Source organism: Rhodobacteraceae bacterium D3-12 (assembly GCA_025916135.1).
Classification (GTDB): domain Bacteria; phylum Pseudomonadota; class Alphaproteobacteria; order Rhodobacterales; family Rhodobacteraceae; genus JAKGBX01.
In genome coordinates this window covers 4311689-4331974 of record CP104793.1, presented here as the reverse complement: position 1 = coordinate 4331974, position 20286 = coordinate 4311689, and the positions used below count along the sequence as shown (strand labels likewise).

Here is a 20286-nt window from a genome sequence, read left to right as displayed (position 1 = left end):
CCGGTGAGCGACCCGACGATCAGCGTTGTGATTGTCAGCCGGGAGCGGCCTGAGAGCCTGATCTGGTGTTTGAGCGGCTTGGACGGGCTGCTTTATCCGGCATTCGAGGTGGTTGTTGTCGCCTGCCCTGCTGGATGCAGCGCGGCTGAGGGCGCGGGATATGCGGAGCGGGTGAAGCTGATCCGCTATGACGAGGCCAATATAGCAGCGGCGCGTAATCTGGGGATCGCGGCGGCGGCGGGCGAAATTGTTGCGTTTATCGACGATGATGCAGTGCCGGAGCCGACGTGGCTGGAACATCTGGCGGCGCCGTTTGGGGATGGCTCGGTTGCGGCGGTGGGCGGCTTTGTGCGCGGGCGCAACGGGATTTCGTTTCAATGGAAAGCGCGGGAGGTTGACGATTGTGGCCGCGCCACCCCGATTGAGGTGGACGAGAGCCGGGTTAGCCAGCCGCAACCGGCGCCGGGCCGGGCGATCAAAACCGAAGGCACGAACATGGCCGTGCGGCGCGATGTCTTGGCCGCGCTGGGCGGGTTCGACACGGGGTTCCGGTTTTTCTGGATGAGACAGATTTGAACCTGCGGCTGGCGCGGGCGGGGCACATCACCGCGATTTCACCGCGCGCGCAGGTGCATCACGCCTATGCGGCCAGTGCGCGGCGCAAGAGCGACCGGACGGTGACCGATCTGAGCGAGATCGGCGCGAGCGTGATGTATTTTCTGCGCCGTCACGCGCCGGAACACGCACATGGGCCACGGTTGAACGAAGTGATGCTGGAACAGAAGATGCGGGTGTTTGACCAGCTGCGCGCGCGGAAATTGCAAAAGCGGGATGTTGAGCCGCTTTTGACCGGGTTGCGGCGGGGGATCGACGAGGGGAAAAGCCGCGAATTTGCCAAGTTAGAGACTGCTTCCGCCCCGCAAGAGGCGTTCTTGCGCTTTGACCCGCTGCGCCGGGGCGCGGTCAGTATTGCCGGCCGGATTTGGCAGGCCAAGCGGCTGCGACAGGCGGCGCGGGCGCAGGTGGCCGAAGGCAAAACCGTGTCGCTTTTCCTGTTTGGTCCGAGCCCGCGGTATCACAAGGTGAGCTATCAAGATGGCATATGGGAGCAAAACGGCGGGTTGTTCGGGCGTAGCCTGCGTAAGGGCCCGCTTTTGCAGCTCAAAAGCTTTGCCCAACGGCTGCGTCAGGAGCGCGCGCGTGTGGCACCGCTTCGCGGATTGAACAAAGAGTAAGCACGAATGGGAGTCAAAAAGGGCACAGTGGGGAAAATTGCCCAAAAATGCCCCTATTTGCACAATACTTAGGGCTGTAAGCCTGCGTTCATTATGACAGTATATGTATCAATCGCCGAGAACAGGGCGCTGTAAATTACGAGGTTCAGGACATGAAAAAGAAAATTACCAAAGCCATTTTCCCTGTCGCAGGTCTGGGAACGCGGTTTCTTCCTGCGACGAAGTCGGTCCCCAAGGAAATTATGACGCTGGTTGACCGCCCGTTGATCCAATACGCAATCGACGAGGCCCGCGCCGCCGGCATCAAGGAATTCATTTTTGTCACCTCGCGCGGCAAGGGCGCGCTTGAGGATTACTTCGACATTGCGCCGGTTCTGGAGCAGGAATTGCGCAAGAAGGGCAAAGATGAGCTTCTTGAGGTTCTGAAAGCCACCAACATGGAAAGCGGCGCGATTGCCTATATCCGCCAGCACAAGGCGCTTGGGCTGGGTCATGCCGTGTGGTGTGCACGCCGGTTGATTGCCAATGAGCCGTTTGCCGTGATCCTGCCGGATGACGTGATTGCCGCCGAAAAACCGTGCTTGCAGCAAATGGTTGAGGCCTATGAGGAAAACCCCGGCTGTATGGTTGCCGCGATGGAAGTATCGCCGGAGCGGATCAGCTCTTATGGGGTGCTGGACGTCAAGGAAGACATGGGCGCCTTGGTTCAGGCCAATGGTCTTGTCGAAAAGCCGAACGCCGCTGATGCGCCATCGAACCTCGCTGTGATCGGGCGGTATTTGCTGACGCCGGATGTTTTGAGAAACCTGAACAAGATGAAAGCCGGTGCGGGCGGCGAAATTCAGCTGACCGATGCGATTGCCGCCGAGATCAACGAAGAACGCCCGGTTTATGGCTATCGCTTTCGCGGACAGCGGTTTGATTGCGGCTCTAAAGCAGGGTTTTTGCAAGCCACCGTGTCGTTCGGGCTGGCGCGGGAAGAATTGCGCGACGGGTTGATGGATTACCTGCAAGACGTGGTCCACGCCGACAAGGCCGCGCAGTAACGCGCGAAACACGACGCCCAGACAGCGGAGACAGGCATTGAACAACGTATTGGTAACAGGCGGCGCGGGCTATATCGGGTCGCACGCCTGCAAGGCGTTAAAGGCGGCCGGATACACCCCCGTTACATACGATAACCTTGTCACGGGATGGCGCGACGCGGTGAAATTCGGCCCGTTCGAAGAAGGCGATTTGCTGGATCGGGCGCGGCTGGATGCGGTGTTTGAGATGTATCGCCCGGTTGCGGTGCTTCATTTTGCGGCGCTGAGCCAAGTGGGCGAGAGCGTGAGCCAGCCGGGGCGCTATTGGCGCAATAATGTTGATGGCTCGCTGAACCTTGTCGAGGCGATGGTGCAGGCTGGGTGCAAGCGCATCGTGTTTTCGTCAACCTGTGCCACCTTTGGCGACCAAGACAATGTGGTGTTGAACGAAGACAGCGTGCAGATGCCGACCAACCCTTATGGCCGCTCGAAACGGGCGATCGAGGATATGCTGTTGGATTTCGCCACCTCGGACGGGGTGGAGAGCGTGATTTTCCGCTATTTCAACGTCGCCGGGGCCGACCCGGAGGCCGAGGTGGGCGAGTTCCACCAGCCCGAGACCCATCTTGTGCCGCTGATTTTGGACGCGATTGAGGGCAAGCGCGCCAAGTTGAGCGTGTTTGGCACGGATTACGACACGCCGGACGGAACCTGTATCCGCGACTATGTGCATGTGGTGGATTTGGTCGACGCGCATGTGCTTGGGCTTGGCTGGTTGCTGGAGGGCAAAGGCTGCGCGAAATTCAATCTTGGCAGTGGCGACGGGTTTTCCGTGCGCGAGGTGATGAAGATCGCAGCAGAGGTCACGGGCACGCCTGTTCCGAGCGAGGATGCGCCGCGAAGAGACGGCGATTGTGCCAAGTTAGTCTCTGGTTCCGAGCGGGCCGAGACGGTTTTGGGCTGGAAGCCAACGCGCTCGACCTTGCCGCAGATGATTGCCGATGCGTGGCGTTGGCATCACGGGGATGGCTATGAGCGATAAGGCGGTAGTCTCGGCACGGCTGCTTGATCTGTCGCGGTTGATCAGCCGCGCCGGGCGGACGCTGACCGGGGTGGACCGGGTCGAGTTGGCCTATCTCAAGGCGCTGGTTGGTCGCAAGACGCCGGCGTTCGGGCTGATCCGCTCGCCTATCGGTTATTTGCTGTTGGACGAGGCCGGGATGCGCGGGTTGGCTGCGCGGATCGAGGGCGATGTAGCGTGGGGCCGCGCGACACGATTGGCGCGGATTTTTGGCAAGTTAGACCCTGTTCAGCAACAAGCGATGAGCGATGCAAGGCGGCTTGCCATGGCGCGGACCCATCGCGCGGGGTTGAGCCGGATGTTGGCGAAACACCTGCCTGAAGGGTGCGGGTATCTGAATGTCGGACACTCGAACCTGACCGAGCGGGTGGTGCATGCCGTGAAACACGGCGCCAAGGGGCGGGTTGCGGTGATGGTGCATGACACGATCCCGCTTGATCTGCCGTTGATGCAGACGCCCGAAGCGGTGGAGCGGTTTCGCAAAATGCTGCAACTGGTGCGCAAGAGTGCGGATCTGGTGATCTACAACTCAAAGGCCACGCGCAAGGCCGCCGAGGCGCATATGGAGGCGTGGGGCGGCGCACCGCAGGGTGCGGTTGCGCATCTTGGGGTCGAATTGGCCGAGCCGAAGCCCGACGAGCTGCCCAAGGGTTTGCCGCCGGAGGGGCCGTATTTTGTTAGCGTTGGCACGATTGAGCCACGCAAGAACCACGCGCTTTTGCTGGAAATCTGGGAGCGGTTGGTCAAGCAGACACCGCCGCAGGACATGCCGCATCTGGTGATTTGCGGCGCGCGGGGCTGGATGAACGAAGAGGTGTTCTTTCGCATGGACCGCTCGGCGTTGATGGGCGAGCATTTGCACGAGGTTTCGGGGTTGAGCGATGGGGCGATTGCGGCCTTGGTTCAAGGCGCGGCGGGCGCGGTCTATCCGAGTGTTGCCGAGGGCTTTGGTTTGCCCATGGTTGAGGCCGCGGCGATGGGCGTGCCGGTGATCTGTGCCAACCTGCCGATTTATCACGAAGTTTTGGATGACTTCCCCGTTTACGCAAGCGTGAAGGACAGCTATCTTTGGCAGCGAAGAATAATGGCGTTGGCCAGCAAAAAGAAGCAGTCGGACGCCGGTGGAAAACAGCAGGCGACCGGGCAAATCACCAAAGTTGAAGCGCCAACGTGGGACGCGCATTTCAACCGGGTGTTAAAGCTGACGTGATAGGCACGCGGAAAGCGGGCAGGTGATAGAGGAACGAATTGGGCGCGGTTCAGTCATATTTCCTAAGGGTTCAGCGGCGGCGCTGGCGGGTGCGTGCCTTTCGCAAGCGCCGCGAATTGCGATCCATGTCGGACCGCACCAATCAGGTGAAGCGCGACGATATTCTGCTGTTTTCGACCCAGCGCAACGAGCGTGTGCGGCTGCCCTATTTCCTCAAGTATTACCGCGAGCAAGGGGTGAACCACTTTTTCATCGTGGATAACGACAGCGATGATGGCTCGCTTGATTATCTGATGAAACAGCCGGATGTGTCCGTCTGGCACACCAAGAAGAGCTATAAGCGGAGCCGGTTTGGCGTTGATTGGCTGAACTGGTTACAGATGAAACATGCCCACGGGCATTGGGCGCTTGTGGTCGATCCTGATGAATTTCTGATTTATCCGTTCTGCGACACGCGCCCGCTCAGGGCGCTGACCGACTGGTTGGATGCGTCGTCGATCAAATCGTTCAGCGCGATGCTTCTGGATATGTATCCCAAGGGGCGGATTGATGCGCAGCCCTATCGCGAGGGGCAAGACCCGCTTGAGATTACCAGCTGGTTCGACAGCGGCAATTACATGATCGAGAAGAACCGCAAGTTCGGCAACCTGTGGATTCAGGGCGGGCCGCGCGCGCGGATGTTTTTCCGTGAGAAGCCGGAGAAGGCGCCGGCGCTGAACAAGATTCCATTGGTCAAATGGGATCGCAAATACGCCTATGTCAGTTCGACCCATATGCTGTTGCCACGCGGTTTGAACCTTGTTTACGACGAATGGGGGGGCGAAAAGGCGAGCGGCGTTTTGCTCCATACCAAGTTTCTCGACACGTTCGGCGTGAAGGCGCAAGAGGAGCTGGAGCGTAAACAGCATTATGCTGCGAGCCTTGAATATAAGGCCTATGCCGAGAATTTGGCGCAGAATCCGGATCTGTGGTGCAAGTGGAGCGAGAAATACATCAACTGGCGACAGCTTGAGATTCTGGGCCTTATGTCGAAAGGCAACTGGGCGTGAGCGGGTTTGCCCCCATGCCCGATACCGGGCGCGGGCCGGTGGGCATCGTGATGCTGGTTCACAATGCGTTGGACCGGGCCGAACAGGTGGCACGGCATTGGTATATGGCGGGCTGTCCCGTCGTGATCCATTGCGACAAGGGCACGCCGCGGGCCGAATACCGCGCCTTTCGCGAGGCCTTGTCAGACCTGCCTGATATTCTGTTTGCCAACCGCCACAGGTGCGAGTGGGGCACATGGGGCATCGTCGCGGCGACGCAGGAGGCGAGCGAGCTTATGCTGGCGCAGTTTCCGCAGGTGCGGCATGTCTACCTCGCTTCGGGGTCGTGCCTGCCGCTGCGCCCGGTCGAGGAGTTGGTGACCTATCTGACCGAGCGGCCGCGCACCGATTTCATCGAGAGCGCGACGACCGCGGATGTGCCGTGGACCGTGGGCGGATTGGACGCCGAGCGGTTCACGCTGCGCTTTCCTTTTTCGTGGCGCAAGCACCGGCATCTGTTTGACCGCTATGTCGCCATCCAGCGGGCGGTGCGGTTCAAGCGGCGCATCCCCAACGGCATCGTGCCGCATATGGGGAGCCAATGGTGGTGTTTGACGCGCCAGACCCTGAGCGCGATTTTGCAAGACCCGGAGCGGCCCAGCTATGACCGCTATTTCAAGCGCGTGTGGATCCCGGACGAAAGCTATTTTCAGACGCTGTCCCGGCAGTATTCGACCAAGATCGAAAGCCGGTCTTTGACCCTGTCGAAGTTCGACTTTCAGGGCAAACCGCATATCTTTTATGACGACCATCTTCAGCTTTTGCGCCGCTCGGACTGCTTTGTGGCGCGCAAGATTTGGTCCAAGGCCAACCTGCTTTATGAGACCTTTCTTGAGGGCAAACACGGCGCGCGCGACCGGACCGAGCCGAACCCCGGCAAGATCGACCGGATTTTCGCCAAGGCGGTTGAGCGGCGGACACGCGGGCGACCCGGCCTTTATATGCATTCACGCTTTCCCAATGACGGCTGGGAAAATGGCACGACCAGCGGCAAATTCTCGGTGTTTCAGGGGTTTTCCGACCTGTTCGAGGATTTTGAACCTTGGTTGGCCAAGGCGACGGGCGCGCAGGTGCATGGCCATCTGTTTGCGCCCGATAGGATCGAATATGCCGGTGGCCAAAGCGTGATCAACGGTGCATTAAGCGATAGCGCCGCGACACGCGATTATAACCCCAAGGCGTTTCTGACCAGCCTGATTTGGAACACGCGCGGCGAGTGGCAGTGTTTTCAGTTTGGGCCGCAGGACAACCAAAAGCTCAACTGGGTGATCGCGCGCGACCCCAACGCCCAGATCAGCGTGATTTCCGGCGCGTGGGCCGTGCCGCTGTTCAAATCGAACCGGAATTTTTCGGAAATCCGGGCCGAGGCGGCGGAGTTGCAAAAGATCGAGAACGAGCATCTGAACGTTCTGCGTTCGCCCTATTCCAAGGCGCGGATCAGGATTTGGACCATGGCGGATTTCATCGAAAGTCCGATGGAGCCGTTGCAGACGATCATTGATGAAATCGGCCACAAAACGCTGCGCCGATTGACGGAAGCGCCGAAGATGACGGATTTGACCGGCTTCGGGCAATTTTTGCAAAACCTCAAAAACCAAGGGATGCACCCGCATTTGATGGGCGATTTCCCAGTGGTGCATGACCCCGTCGGAACGCAGACAAAACCGCGCAAACCGTATTTGGTGCAATAGATGATCGACACTGCCACACCCCGCGCGGGGCGGGGGCAGCGCAACCGCAGGGACCAGGGCAAAGATGACCAAAGATTTTGACTATTTCGTTGTGTTTGCCGAGATGCGCACCGGGTCGAATTTTCTGGAAGCGAACCTGAATGCTTTTCCGGGGATTTCCTGTGTCGGGGAGGCGTTTAACCCGCATTTCATCGGCTATCCGAACCGGGAAGAGTGTCTTGGGGTCAGTGAAGAAGAGCGCAACCGCGATCCCATGACGCTTGTTCATGCGGTGAAACATGCGCAGGGCATCGCCGGGTTCCGGTTTTTTCATGACCATGATGCACGGGTGTTGGACAGCATTTTGGACGACCCGCGATGTGGCAAGATTATCCTGACGCGCAATCCGGTGGACAGCTATGTCAGCTGGAAAATTGCGCAGGAAACGGGGCAATGGAAGTTGACCAATGTGGCCAAGCGCAAGGATGCCAAGGCGGAGTTCGATGCCGCCGAGTTCCGCGCGCATCTGGAGGCGTTGCAGGACTTTCAGGTGAGCCTGATGCACAGGTTGCAGACCACTGGGCAGACCGCGTTTTACGTGGCCTATGAAGATTTGCAGGATGTCGAGGTGATGAACGGCATCGCCGCGTGGCTGGGTCAGCCGGACCGGTTGGAGGGGTTGGACAAGAACCTCAAGCGGCAGAACCCGGAGCCATTGTCACAGAAGGTTGCCAATTTCCCCGAGATGGAAAAGGCGTTGGCCGGGTTGGACCGGTTCAACCTGACCCGGACGCCGAATTTCGAGCCACGGCGCGGGGCGGCGGTGCCGTCTTATGTGGCCTGCGGGCAGACGCCGTTGATGTATTTGCCGGTACGCTCAGGGCCGGAGGCCGAGGTGATGGCGTGGATGCGGGCGCTGGATGGCGGGGCGGAATTGCAGGGTGGCTTCAGCCAGAAAACGCTGCGCCAATGGATGCGGCGCAATGTCGGGCATCGCAGTTTCACGGTGTTGCGCCATCCGGTGGCGCGGGCGCATGAGGCATTTGTGACGCGGATTTTAAGCACCGGAAAGGGCAGTTTTGGCGGTATCCGGCGGACGCTTCGCCGGGTGCATAAGTTGCCCGTGCCAGAGGGTGAGCCGGACGGGTCTTGGGGCCCGGAAGAGCACAAGCGGGCGTTCTTGAGCTTTCTTGAGTTTGTGAAAGCGAACCTTTCGGGACAGTCGAGCATCCGGCAGGATGCGCATTGGGCCAGCCAAGCCGCGATATTGCACGGGATGGGCAATTTTGCCCTGCCCGACGTGGTGCTGCGCGAGGACGAGATGGCCGAAGCGCTCACCGGATTGGCACAGAAGATGGGGCATGACGCGGTGCCACAGATTGCGGTGTCACAGGCGCATGGGCCGGTGACATTGGCGCAGGTTTACGACGAAGAGATCGAAGCCGCAGCGCAAGAGGCCTATCAGCGCGATTACCTTGTGTTCGGGTTTGATCGCTGGCGGTAGGTGCGATGGAAAGCCGCGGGTATGAGGCCGCGGCGGGTGTTTCAGGTTTGAAATGGGGCCCGTGTTCCGTTTCCGGCTGTGCTTAGGCGGCCTGCATCGGCTGATCGTCGGTCAGGATGGTATAGAGCGTCGAGGCGTCGCCATTGGCGCGCAGCTTTTGACAAATGCTTTCGTCGCGCAGCATCCGCGACACGCGGGCCAGCGCCTTGAGATGCTCGACGCCGTCTTCTTTGGGGGCGAACAGGGCGAAGGCGATATCGACAGGCTGTCGATCAACCGATTCAAATTCGATCGGGTGTTCCATGAGGACAAAAACGCCAACCACATGGTCGATCGAATCGACGCGCGCATGGGGCAGCGCAACGCCACGGCCCACACCGGTGGGGCCGAGGCTTTCGCGTTCGATGAGAGCATCCACGGCAACCGACGCGTCAAGCCCGTAAGCCGCGCTTGCCACTTCGCCGAGTTCGTTCAAGAGACGTTTCTTGCTCGACGTGGTGGAAATAACCTTTACCGCCTCGGGCTTGAGGATACGCGTAAGTTCCATGTGTTAACCGCTGCTCCGTCAGGTCGGGTGCTTTGCCCGTGACCTTCAGTTTTGCGGGTCGATCCAGCCGACATTTCCGTCATCACGACGGTAGACGACATTAAGACCGCCCTTTCCCTCATTCTTGAAAACCAGCACCGGAGCGCCTGCCAGTTCCATTTGCATCACCGCCTCCCCAACAGAGAGAGATTGAATCTTGGATTCCATCTCGGCGACGATCATGGGCTGGAGAGTTTCTGGCTCCGAATCCTCGTTTTCGTTGTCTGACGCGAGGATATACGAGGAGGCGCCGAAAAGTTCAACCGGTTCGGACCGGTCGCGGTGATGATCCTTGAGGCGGCGCTTGTAGCGGCGCAGCTGGGTTTCCATCTTGTCACAGCACGCATCAAACGCGGCATAGATTTCATGGGCCTTGGCCTTGGCCGAGGCGGTCAGGCCGGTCGAAAGATGCACGGTGGTTTCGCAAACAAACTCGGACGCGCTTTTGGAAAAGACCACATTCGCGTCGGTCGGGCGTTCGGCATATTTGCTGACGGCCGCGCCAAGTTCCTCTTTGACGTGGGATTGGAGGGCGGTTCCAACGTCGATTTGTTTACCACTGATCTGATAGCGCATCTTGTCTCCTTTGCGTGACAATCCGGGCGGTGCGTGCGCATGTGCGCCGCGTCGTTTGTTATCCCCGAATGCTGGTAAGTGACCAAAAATGGGTTTGCCCAAACCCGCTGCCCTGAAGGCAGATCGTGCGAGAAAACGAGGCAAATACCACAGTGGTCATATCCGTATTTGAGGCCAACCCGAGACAAGAGTCAATGAGTTGGATCAAATCGTTCTGACGCCAATGCGCGACATTTCGCGTTAGGAGATTTTGAAGTTGTCGCCAAGGTAGACGCGGCGGACGTTTTCGTTTTGCACAACCTCGTCCGGGGTGCCGGACATGAGGACTTTGCCGTCGTGCAAAATATAGGCGCGGTCGACGATTTCGAGGGTTTCGCGCACGTTGTGATCGGTGATCAACACGCCGATACCGCGTTTCTTGAGATCGGCGACAAGGTGGCGGATGTCGCCCACAGAAATCGGATCGACCCCGGCGAAAGGTTCATCAAGCAACAGATACTTGGGGTCAGCCGCAAGACAGCGCGCGATTTCAACGCGGCGGCGTTCGCCCCCCGAAAGCGCCATGGCGGGCGCGCGGCGCAGGTGTTCGATGGAAAAATCGCCCAGCAGCTCTTCGAGGCGTTCGCGGCGTTTGTGCCGGTCTTTAACCGCGATTTCCAAGACGGCGGCGATGTTGTCTTCGACGCTGAGGCCACGAAAGATCGACATTTCCTGTGGCAGGTAGCCGATCCCGAGCTTGGCCCGGCGATACATCGGCAGGCCGGTCACATCGCGCCCGTCGACGATGACATGGCCACCTTCGGGAAACACCAGCCCGCAGACGGTGTAAAAGGTTGTAGTCTTGCCACAGCCATTGGGGCCGAGCAGCGCGACAACCTCGCCCCGGTCAAGCTTGAGCGAGACATCGCGGATGACCACGCGCTTTTTATAGCTTTTGCGCATGTTTTCGACCCGCAGGCCGAGCGAGCCGTCGGTCACAGTCAGGTCGGGTTTGGAGGGCGCGGCGACATCATTCATTGGATTGTTGCAGCACGGTTTTCACGCGCCCTTCCATGCGGGCGGTGCCGGTTTTGGTGTGGATGGTCATCCGCTCGGCCGTGATGGCAGAGGTTTTCTGCACCAAGAGCACATTGCCGGTCATGGCGATGGTGCCATTGGCGATGCTGTAGTCGGCATTCTTGGCCTCGGCCGCGTCATCGCCGCTGACGATGGTGACGCCGCCGGTGGCGAAAAGGCGTTTGATGCTGCCGCCGTCCTCGGAATAGAACACCTGCACTTTGGCGGCAGACAGGCGCATATCGCCCTGTCCGATCAGCACATTGCCGGTAAAGATCGCGGTGCCGTCATTCTGATCGACCGAAAGGTTGTCGGCGGTCACCTCGACCGGTTGGGTCGTATCCTGCTTGGTATTGCCGAAAGCGATTTGCGCGCCTTGGGCCATGAGCCCCGAAGGCAGGAGCACCAGAGCCAGAACGGCGATGAATGAACGGATCAAAAACACGGGTCTATTCCTTGGGTTCTGGAGGTTCGTATATCAGCTTCACCCCATTGGTGAAAAGCATTTGCACGCCATCGGTGCTGGGGTCCTGTTCAATCAGCAGTTTTCCGGCATTGAATTTGCCCAAGGGGCCGGTGCCGGAGATCGTTCCGGGGGTTTCGGCGCGAATGCCGCGCATGCCGGAAATCAAGCGGTCGGTCTTGATGATATAGCCCTGGGAGCTGGTGATCACCACGTCGCCGGCGAGTTCGACCCGGTCAGAAACCTCGTCAACGATGCCATCGTCGGAGCGGAAGGTCAGCACATTGCCCGATTGCAGCACGATGCGGGCGTTGAGTTTATCCGCGAAGGCGCGCGAGGCATGGTCAGGGTCGGGGCGCGCGGTGAGCGCCTGAAACGAGATGAGATCGCCCGAGGGCGTGGCACCGGCAAATTCGGGGGCGGTGATTTGCTGACTGGCGGCGCGTTCGCGCAGGTCAATCGTGGTGAAGGGGATCGTGGTGGTCGGGTCGATATTGCGCGAAAACAGGAACAGCGTCGACAAGATGCCCAGCGCCGTCAGCGGCAGCAGGATCTTGAGCCACGCGACAAGGCGGGAATAGAAGTTTTCGGACCATGGGCTGGGCATTGGTTGCCGCTTTGTTGTGCTGCTCGGCTGGTCCGGGGGATGGGTCATGCCGCCGCGCCCGGATCAGGTATGCGCAAAGATATCGGTTTCCGGCCAGCCCACCAGATCAAGTTCGGCACGCGCCGGAAGGAAGCGGAAACACGCCTGTGCCAGCTCGCTGCGGCCTTCGCGGGCGAGCCGCTCTTGCATCTTTTCGTAAAGCGCATGGAGGTAGAGCACATCCGAAGCGGCATAGTCGATTTGGGCATCAGTCAGCGTTTCGGCGCCCCAGTCGGAGCTTTGCTGATGTTTGGAAATATCGACACCGAGCATTTCCTGAAGCAGGTTTTTGAGCCCGTGGCGGTCGGTATAGGTGCGGCCAAGTTTCGAGGCGATCTTGGTGCAATAGACCGGCGCAGTGAGCACATCGAACCGGTGTTTCAGCACGGCAATGTCAAACCGCCCGAAGTGGAACAGTTTGAGCACATCCGGGTCGGCAAGCATGGCGCAGAGATTGGGTGCTTCGGTTTGGTCCTGTGCGATTTGAACCAGATGCGCATCGCCATCGCCGCTGGAGAGTTGCACAACGCAGAGCCGGTCGCGGTAGGGGATCAACCCCATGGTTTCACAGTCAATCGCCACCACCGGGCCAAGATCGAGATCGTCGGGAAGGTCGCGTTTATAGACGTGATTGGCCATGGAATATCCTTTGGGCACAGCGTGGAATTTGGCATCGTGTTACAGAGCATCCCGCGCAATGGCAATTGCACAGGGCGGATTGTCAGTGTTCTATCGCATGGCAGTGGGAGCAACCGCCGCCGTGGGAGGGCACAATGATCATCACCAAAGACATCATTTATACCAGCGCGCATGCCACGCATCACGGCACCATCAGCCATGCGTCAAACCAAAGCGGGCCGCGGCCAATTGTGCTTGTCCTGCCAGCGTTTGGCGGCAAGGGCGCGTTTGACATCGCGGTGGCCGAACGGTTGGCGGCGCTGGGCTATGTCGGGTTTGCGGTGGATGTGTACGGCGATGGCCGGCAAGCGGCATCGCCCGAGGAGGCGAGCGCCTTGATGGGGGAAATGACCGCCGACCGGGGCGCAATGCTGCGCCGGTTGCTGGCGGCGGTTGACTGCGCCGGGGCGCAGGAGGTGGGAGATGCGGGGCGGATGGCCGCGCTGGGCTTTTGTTTTGGCGGGAAATGCGTGCTGGATTTGGCGCGGGCGAATGCGCCGCTTCGTGGGGTGATCAGCTTTCACGGGGTTTACGACGCGCCGCCAGAGGCGGCGGCGGGGGCAATCGCGCCTTCGGTCTTGGTGTTGCACGGATGGGACGATCCGCTGGCCACGCCCGACGATTTAACCACGCTGGCCGAGGAGTTGAGCGCGCGGGAGGCGGATTGGCAGGTCTTGGGGTTTGGCGCGACCGGCCATGCCTTTACCAACCCCAAGGCGCAGAACCCGGAGGGCGGCATGTTTTATGAACCCCGCTCGGAGCGGCGGGCGTGGCAGGCGGCCGAGAGATTCCTTGAAGAGGTATTGGAATAGCGCCCCTGCTGCTGCGCATTTGGGCGCAAGGTTAGGAGGGCGCGGCGGGACATGGACGCCGTTAAAGACATGACACAAACAGGCGTGTAAGAAAGAGCGAGCCGCAAAGCCGGGGAAGGTGACGCGGTAAGACGATTTGAGAGGATCCTATTTTAATGAAGTTAGAAAACCGAACATTTGAAGAGATGAAACCGGGCGACACGGCGTCGCTGCGCAAGCTGTGCACGGCGGATGATATGATCGCCTTTGCCAATATTTCCGGCAACCACAACCCGATGCATATTCACGACGCGGATGGTGATGGCGATGGCCACCCCGAGGCCGTGGTGCCGGGGCTTTTTGTCGGGTCGTTGGTGTCGGCGGTGTTGGGGAATATCCTGCCGGGGGCGGGCACGCTTTATCGTGCGCAGAGCTTTGTTTTTCACAATCGCGCCCATGCCGGTGAAGAGTTGGAAACCATCGTCACGGTGACGGACAAGAATGAAAAGGACATGACCGTCACGCTGGCGAGCGAAGTGCGGCGGGTGGCCGACGGGGCGCTGGTGTTGTCCGGGGTGGCCGAGGTGGATGCGCCGCGCGTCAAGATTTCTTATTCAAGCGACGATCTGCCCGGTCTTGTGGTGCAGCGTCACCGGCATTTCGAGAAACTGCTGAAGCTGGCCGAGCCGCTGCCGGCCTTGGTGACGGCGGTGATTTGCCCCGAGGAGCCCAATTCGCTGGGCGGGGCGCTGGTGGCGCGAGAGCACACGTTGATCGAGCCGGTGCTGGTCGGTGATCCGGCCAAGATCGAGCAAACGGCAGCCGAGATCGGGGCCGATTTGAGCGGGATCGAGATTATCGCGGAGAGCGATCATGATGCGGCGGCGCGGCGTGCCGTTGCGTTGGTCATTGAAGGGCGTGCGGGGGCCTTGATGAAGGGGCATCTGCACACCGATCAGCTTTTGCGTGCCGCTTTGGACAAGCAGAATGGCCTGCGCGCCGGGCGGCGGTTGACCCATGTGTTCGTGATGGATGTGCCGGGCCTGTCGCACCCGATTTTGGTGACGGATGCGGCGATCAACATTGCGCCGGACCTGCGCACCAAGGTGGATATTGTTCAAAACGCAATCGACCTAGGGATCAGCATCGGGATCGAGCAACCCAAGGTCGGCGTTCTGTCGGCGGTTGAGACCGTGAACCCGGATATTCCGTCATCGGTGGATGCGGCATTGCTGTCCAAGATGGCCGAGCGCGGGCAGATCCGTGGCGGGCTGGTCGAGGGGCCGCTGGCGATGGACAACGCCGTGAACCTTGCTGCGGCGCGCACCAAGGGGATCACCTCTCCTGTGGCGGGACAGGCCGAAGTGCTGGTGGTGCCCGATATTGATGCGGGCAACATGCTGGCCAAGCAGTTGACCTTTATCAGCCACGCCGAGAATGCCGGTCTTGTTCTGGGGGCGCGGGTGCCGATCATTTTGAACAGTCGGGCGGATGATGAGATGTCGCGGCTTGCCTCTTGTGCTGTGGCGGCGTTGCATCATGCGCGGCTGACCGGCGGGGACGCGGGAAAATGAGCCGTGTTCTTGTTCTGAATGCCGGGTCATCATCGTTGAAATTCGGGCTGTTCACCCGCGAGGCCGAGCCACAGGCGATTGCCGCCGGACAGGTCGAGCGGATCGGTGGGAAGGCGGCCTTTAAGCTGCGCGGAGAAGAGGCGCGGGCATTGCCGCCAGAGCAGGCGGGAAGCCATCAGGGTGCTTTGGCTGCGGTGTTGGACGAAATCGCGGAACGGTTTCCGGGGGCGGAGATTTCGGCCGTGGGGCACCGTGTGGTGCATGGCGGGATGAAGTTTGCCAAGCCGGTCGCGATCACGCCCGAGGTGATTGCCGGGCTGGAGACGTTGGTGCCGTTTGCGCCGCTGCATCAGCCGCATAACCTTGCCGGGATCAAGGCCGCGCTGGCCGCGTTTCCCGATGCTTTGCAGGTCGCCTGTTTTGACACTGCGTTTCACCGCTCGCATCCGTTTGTGAACGATGCCTTTGCCCTGCCCCGCCGGTTTTATGACAAGGGCGTGCGTCGGTATGGGTTTCACGGCCTAAGCTATGATTATATCGCCGGACGGCTGGAAGAGGTCGCGCCCAAGCTTGCCGCAGGCAAGGTGGTGGTGGCGCATCTGGGCAACGGGGCGTCGATGTGTGGCTTGTCTGCGGGGCGCTCCATCGCCTCGTCGATGGGGTTTTCGGCGCTCGATGGGCTTCCTATGGGGACGCGCCCCGGTCAGCTTGATCCCGGCGCGGTGCTGTATCTGATGCAGCAGGAAGGGATGAACGCGGATGAGATTGCCGATATGCTCTATCGTCAATCCGGGCTGCTTGGGCTGTCGGGGATCAGCCACGACATGCGCACGCTTTTGGCGTCGGACGACCCGCATGCGCGTGAAGCGATTGATTACTTTTGCTTCCGCAACCGGCGAGAGTTGGGCGGCTTGGCGGCGGCGCTTCATGGGTTGGATGCGGTGGTGTTTACCGGCGGTATCGGCGAGAACGCAGCCCCCGTGCGACAACAGATTTGCAACGGTCTGGGCTGGATCGGGGTCGAGATTGACCCGGAGCGAAATGCCGCGAGCGAGATGGTGATCAGCAGCGCAGAGTCGCGGGTGCAGGTTTTGGTGATACCAACCAACGAAGAGTTGGTGATCGCCCGCGCCGCGGTGGCGCATTAGGCACGGAGCGCGCGCTCTAGAGGTCCGCTGCCTGTTTCAGGTGTTGGCGCAGGAGGGCTTCGGCCCAGTCCATGTTTCCGGCTTCCACTGCGTCGAGCACGGCCAAATGCTCCTCGCAGGATTGCCGGATGCGGGCTTCGCTCAGGGCCTCGAAGGAGGCCGCTTCTTGCATGCGCCTGAGCGCATTTTGCTGTTGGACCGCCTCGCGATAGAAGCGGTTGTCCGACATCGCCGCGAGCCCTTCGTGAAAAGCCGCGTTGACGCGGAACCATTCTTCGCCCGTGGGGGGGTGATTGCCGTCGAGGATGCGCCGGTGCATCCGCCTTATCGCCTCTAGCTGATTTTTGTTGATCGCAAACCGGGGGGAGCGCAGGGCAGCGCATTCGAGCGTGATGCGGAATTCATAGCTGTCGCGCGCGCCTTCGTCGGTATCGAGCAGATCCGCGAAGCACCAGCCATGACCCGGCTGACGCTGGGCCAGACCTTCGGCGGCGAAGCGCATTAGGAGTTTGCGCACCACGCCGCGGGAAATGTCATATCGCGGCATCAGCTCGGCCTCGGAGACCTCCTGTGGCAGCTTGCCAGTGGCGCGGTCGCGCATGATCCGCTGATAGAGCGCGTCGAGGGGGCTGGAGGGGGCGATGTCGGTGATGTCCATCTCGCTCAGGTCCAACGCGACCTGAAGCCCGCGTTGCGGCGCTGGCATGGGCGCGACGATGCCCTGCTCGCCCAACAGGCCCAGCGCCACGGTGACAGGCGACCGGGACACGCCAAAGCGCCGGGCAAGATCGGGCACAGACAGGCGCGTGCCCGGCCCCCAGCCTTCATCGCGAATCAATTCGACAACCCGTCGCATCACTTCGAGCTGAAGCGGGGTCACCACGTCTTGGCTGTGATCGCCGTTTTCGCCTTGGTCCCCAATGGCAATGGTCATTCTTACCTCATTAAACTGCCCCGATATTATAGCCCGTCCCTTTTGCCAGCGATAGGGCTTGCCTTTTCCAGTTTATTGCTTTTTAATCTTACAAAGTGCAGATATAGCGGCGAAAAGCGCCAGATTCAGGATCTTTCTTTATGGAACAACACAACGCCTTTCCCTTGATCGAGGTCCGCGGCACGCCGCGCGAATGTGGCCGGCTTTACGGCGAACAGGCCCGCGACCGGATTCACGGATCGGTCGAGCTTTACTTGGGCTCGCTCGGCAAGCGCGGGTTGAGCCGGGAGGAGGTTTTGGAGATGGCCGCCAGTTTCGCGCCGCGGATGCGCGAGTGGGCCCCCGATCTGATGGAAGAGATCGAGGGGATTGGCGAGGGTGCCAGTCTGAGTGAGGCTGAAGTCGTGCTGATCAACGCCCGCACCGAGGTGTTGCAGCTGGGCGAACGCAAGACCGGACCGATTGATCCGGAGCCCGACGGCTGTACCGGCGCGGTTTTGCTGCCGGGGGTGACCGCGTCGGGCAATTTGATCCACGGGCAGAACTGGGACTGGCGGGCCGATTGCGCCGAAACATCCGTTGTGCTCAAGGTCGAGCGCGAGGATGGGCCCGACTATTTGACCTTTACCGAGGCCGGGGTCTGGCGCGATCCGGGATGAACGCGGCGGGCATTTCGATCACCGCGAATTATCTGGAATGCGACCGAGACTATCGCACGTTGGGCATTCCGCTGCCGCTTATCCGGCGGCGTGCGCTGGAGGCGGCGCATTTTGCCCATGCGATAAAGGTGGTTGCCGTGACGGCGAAATCCGGGTCGAACAACATGATGCTGGGCTATGCCGGTGGCTTTGCCGTGAACCTCGAATGTGCGCCGGACGAGGCCTTCGCGATTTACCCGGACAGCCACGGGATGATCGTTCATGCCAACCACTGGCTGCACAATGCCGCGCTGTCCAAGTTGAAGGAAACCGGGATGGCGGATGTGCCTGACAGTCTCTATCGCGATGCGCGGGTGCGTCAGCATCTGGAGGGGCGCAGCGACCTAGAGTTAGGTGATTTGCGCGATGCGCTGATGGACCGGTTTGCCGATCCTTATGGCGTTTGCCGCCCGCCATTGGAGAAAGACAGCGGCAATCTGTCGGCCACGGTGGCGATGGTTTTGATGGAGCCTGCCGAGGGCATCATGGAGATTGCCCCCCTGCCTGCGATCAACAACAGTTTCACGCGCTATACGCTGAAAATGGACTTGCGAGACTGAGGACGGCCAATGATGCGCTTTATCCTGTCGCGGTTGATCAGCGCGGTTCCGACGCTGATCATCGTGGCGATCACGATCTTTGTGCTGATGCGCATGGTGCCGGGCGACCCGGCGACCTTGATGCTGGGCGATATGGCCGAACCGGCGCAGGTGGAGGCGATGCGCCGGGCGATGGGGTTGGAAGATCCGATATGGATGCAGTTCCTGACGTGGTCGGGGCAGATCCTTCAGGGTGATTTCGGCGAGTCAATCGTGCTGGGCGATCCGGTGTTGCCGCTGATCCTTGAGCGGTTTTCGGTTTCGGCCACGATTGTCATAGCGGCGATCGTGATTGCGGTGGCGATTGCCGTGCCGTTGGGGATGCTGGCCGCGTGGTATCAGAACAGCCCCGGCGACCTGTTGGTGATTGGAACATCGACCCTATTGCTGTCGATTCCGAGCTTTTGGATGGGGCTTATGTTGCTCTTGTTCTTCGGATTGCAGCTGGGTTGGTTGCCCATCGTTGGCTATGTCCCGTTCGGGCAGGACGTTTGGGCGGCGGCGCGGGCGATGATCTTGCCGGTGGTGACCATCGTGCTGATCGAGATCGGCTCGATCGTGCGGATGGCGCGGGCGTCGATGATCGAAGTCAGCCGGTTGGAATACATCACCCATGCCCGCGCCAAGGGGCTGTCGGAGGGTGCGGTCATGTGGCGGCATGCGTTCCGCAATGCCTTTGCCCCGACATGGACGTTGATTGGCCTCGTGTTGGGAAGCTTGTTGGCCAATATCGCCGTAATAGAGACTGTTTTTACCATTCCGGGGCTGGGCCGTCTGATGATCGACGCGATCTATGGGCGGGATTATCCGTTGGTGCAGGGCTGTCTTTTGTTCATCGCGTTTATCTATGTCATGGTGAATCTGTTGGTCGATCTGGTTTACCCCTTGCTAGACCCGAGGGTGGCAGAATGAGACGCCCTCCCATGAACCTGATTATCGGCGGCAGCATTGTGTGCGTGCTTCTTGTTGTCGCTCTTTTTGCGCCATGGCTTGCGCCGATGGACCCTTTGACGCTGGATCTTCCGGCGCGGATGAGCGGACCCGGCGGCGCGCATATTCTGGGCGGGGATGAGTTTGGGCGCGATATTGCCTCGCGGCTGATTTATGGCGCGCGCACTTCGGTCAGTATTGCGCTGGTGACCACGCTGGTGGCGCTGGTACTGGGGCTGGTTTTTGGCACCTTGGCGGGGTTCCTGCGAGGTTTCACCGACCGGGTTGTGATGATCGTCAACGACGCCTTTCTTGCCTTTCCCGGCCTGTTGCTGGCGCTGGGCTTTATGACCGTTTTTGGCGCCAGTCGCGCAGGGATTATCGTGGCGCTTGGGCTGGCGTATATGCCTGTGGTTGTGCGGCTGGTTCGGGGCACCGTTTTGTCGGTCCGCTCGCGCGAGTTTGTCGAGGCGTCGCGCGTGGGAGGCAATTCCGAAGTCTTTACGATGATGCGCCATGTGCTGCCCAATTGCATGGCGCCGGTGATCGTGCTTGGCACCACGATGTTCGGCTGGATCATCCTGTCGGAAAGCGCGCTGTCCTTTCTTGGGCTTGGGGTTCCGCCACCGGCGCCGAGTTGGGGCAATATGTTGTCCACCGCGCGACCGCACGCGAGCCAAGCACCGCATTTGGTGATCTTGCCGGGTGTGTGCATCTCGCTGGCGCTTTTGGGGGTGAACCTGTTGGGCGATGCGCTGCGCGACTGGCTTGATCCGAAGATGAGGGGCTGAGCG

Annotated in this window: 20 protein-coding genes and 1 pseudogene; 14 read left to right on the top strand and 7 right to left on the bottom strand. The window is 60.3% G+C overall.

Annotation, left to right across the window (positions count from 1 at the left end; all coding sequences use genetic code 11):
* Positions 1-3: 3 nt before the first annotated feature.
* From N4R57_21190 to N4R57_21155, 8 genes are all read left to right on the top strand, one after another.
* Positions 4-576 (top strand): glycosyltransferase family 2 protein, encoded by a 573-nt coding sequence (locus tag N4R57_21190; GenBank protein ID UYV37421.1) that lies wholly within the window; start codon positions 4-6, stop codon positions 574-576.
* Positions 573-1235: a hypothetical protein gene (locus tag N4R57_21185; GenBank protein ID UYV37420.1), complete on the top strand. Its 663-nt coding sequence runs from the start codon at positions 573-575 to the stop codon at positions 1233-1235. The genes N4R57_21190 and N4R57_21185 overlap by 4 nt, the downstream gene beginning before the upstream one ends.
* A gap of 152 nt (positions 1236-1387) precedes the next feature.
* Entirely contained in the window at positions 1388-2281 is an 894-nt protein-coding gene (gene galU / locus N4R57_21180) for a UTP--glucose-1-phosphate uridylyltransferase GalU (GenBank protein ID UYV37419.1), read from the top strand.
* A gap of 37 nt (positions 2282-2318) precedes the next feature.
* A complete protein-coding gene (gene galE / locus N4R57_21175; protein ID UYV37418.1) occupies positions 2319-3302 on the top strand; it encodes a UDP-glucose 4-epimerase GalE in 984 nt (327 codons plus the stop codon).
* Positions 3292-4551: a glycosyltransferase family 4 protein gene (locus tag N4R57_21170; protein ID UYV37417.1), complete on the top strand. Its 1260-nt coding sequence runs from the start codon at positions 3292-3294 to the stop codon at positions 4549-4551. The genes galE and N4R57_21170 overlap by 11 nt, the downstream gene beginning before the upstream one ends.
* A 38-nt stretch (positions 4552-4589) precedes the next feature.
* Positions 4590-5600, top strand: a complete 1011-nt coding sequence (locus N4R57_21165; protein UYV37416.1) for a glycosyltransferase family 2 protein — start codon at positions 4590-4592, stop codon at positions 5598-5600.
* A gap of 50 nt (positions 5601-5650) precedes the next feature.
* Positions 5651-7330 carry a beta-1,6-N-acetylglucosaminyltransferase gene (locus tag N4R57_21160; GenBank protein ID UYV39638.1) on the top strand — a complete coding sequence of 560 codons (1680 nt, stop codon included), beginning with the start codon at positions 5651-5653 and terminating at the stop codon, positions 7328-7330.
* Between the two features lie 64 nt (positions 7331-7394).
* Positions 7395-8813, top strand: coding sequence for a sulfotransferase domain-containing protein (locus N4R57_21155; protein UYV37415.1), 1419 nt, complete (start codon positions 7395-7397; stop codon positions 8811-8813).
* Between the two features lie 82 nt (positions 8814-8895).
* On the opposite strand, the gene N4R57_21150 is transcribed toward N4R57_21155, so the two are convergent.
* The 6 genes from N4R57_21150 to N4R57_21125 all read right to left on the bottom strand — a co-directional run bounded on the left by N4R57_21150 (position 8896) and on the right by N4R57_21125 (position 12779).
* On the bottom strand, positions 8896-9360 hold the full coding sequence (locus tag N4R57_21150) for a PTS sugar transporter subunit IIA (GenBank protein ID UYV37414.1): 465 nt from the start codon (positions 9358-9360) through the stop codon (positions 8896-8898).
* Between the two features lie 45 nt (positions 9361-9405).
* Positions 9406-9975: a ribosome-associated translation inhibitor RaiA gene (gene raiA / locus N4R57_21145; GenBank protein UYV37413.1), complete on the bottom strand. Its 570-nt coding sequence runs from the start codon at positions 9973-9975 to the stop codon at positions 9406-9408.
* Between the two features lie 240 nt (positions 9976-10215).
* A complete protein-coding gene (gene lptB / locus N4R57_21140) occupies positions 10216-10992 on the bottom strand; it encodes an LPS export ABC transporter ATP-binding protein (GenBank protein UYV37412.1) in 777 nt (258 codons plus the stop codon).
* Positions 10985-11416: a lipopolysaccharide transport periplasmic protein LptA gene (lptA, locus tag N4R57_21135; protein UYV39637.1), complete on the bottom strand. Its 432-nt coding sequence runs from the start codon at positions 11414-11416 to the stop codon at positions 10985-10987. The genes lptB and lptA overlap by 8 nt, the downstream gene beginning before the upstream one ends.
* A 64-nt stretch (positions 11417-11480) precedes the next feature.
* The gene (locus tag N4R57_21130) at positions 11481-12101 is read right to left on the bottom strand and encodes a hypothetical protein (GenBank protein ID UYV37411.1); all 621 of its coding nucleotides are present in this window, start codon (positions 12099-12101) and stop codon (positions 11481-11483) included.
* A gap of 63 nt (positions 12102-12164) precedes the next feature.
* A complete protein-coding gene (locus N4R57_21125) occupies positions 12165-12779 on the bottom strand; it encodes a ribonuclease D (GenBank protein ID UYV37410.1) in 615 nt (204 codons plus the stop codon).
* 134 nt (positions 12780-12913) lie between these two features.
* Between N4R57_21125 and N4R57_21120 the strand changes: the two genes are divergently transcribed.
* The 3 genes from N4R57_21120 to N4R57_21110 all read left to right on the top strand — a co-directional run bounded on the left by N4R57_21120 (position 12914) and on the right by N4R57_21110 (position 16331).
* Entirely contained in the window at positions 12914-13630 is a 717-nt protein-coding gene (locus N4R57_21120; protein ID UYV37409.1) for a dienelactone hydrolase family protein, read from the top strand.
* A gap of 155 nt (positions 13631-13785) precedes the next feature.
* Positions 13786-15183 (top strand): bifunctional enoyl-CoA hydratase/phosphate acetyltransferase, encoded by a 1398-nt coding sequence (locus N4R57_21115; GenBank protein UYV37408.1) that lies wholly within the window; start codon positions 13786-13788, stop codon positions 15181-15183.
* The gene (locus N4R57_21110; GenBank protein ID UYV37407.1) at positions 15180-16331 is read left to right on the top strand and encodes an acetate kinase; all 1152 of its coding nucleotides are present in this window, start codon (positions 15180-15182) and stop codon (positions 16329-16331) included. Before N4R57_21115 ends, N4R57_21110 begins: the two co-directional genes overlap by 4 nt.
* A 16-nt stretch (positions 16332-16347) precedes the next feature.
* Here the strand turns inward: N4R57_21110 and N4R57_21105 are convergent, their stop codons facing one another.
* On the bottom strand, positions 16348-17265 hold the full coding sequence (locus N4R57_21105) for a GntR family transcriptional regulator (GenBank protein ID UYV37406.1): 918 nt from the start codon (positions 17263-17265) through the stop codon (positions 16348-16350).
* Positions 17266-17405: 140 nt separating this feature from the next.
* On the opposite strand from N4R57_21105, the pseudogene N4R57_21100 reads away from it, so the two are divergent.
* From N4R57_21100 to N4R57_21090, 3 genes and pseudogenes are all read left to right on the top strand, one after another.
* Positions 17406-18523 (top strand): annotated as a pseudogene (locus N4R57_21100) (C45 family peptidase).
* A 9-nt stretch (positions 18524-18532) separates the two neighbouring features.
* A complete protein-coding gene (locus N4R57_21095; protein UYV37405.1) occupies positions 18533-19474 on the top strand; it encodes an ABC transporter permease in 942 nt (313 codons plus the stop codon).
* Positions 19471-20283, top strand: a complete 813-nt coding sequence (locus N4R57_21090; protein ID UYV37404.1) for an ABC transporter permease — start codon at positions 19471-19473, stop codon at positions 20281-20283. Before N4R57_21095 ends, N4R57_21090 begins: the two co-directional genes overlap by 4 nt.
* Positions 20284-20286: the final 3 nt, after the last annotated feature.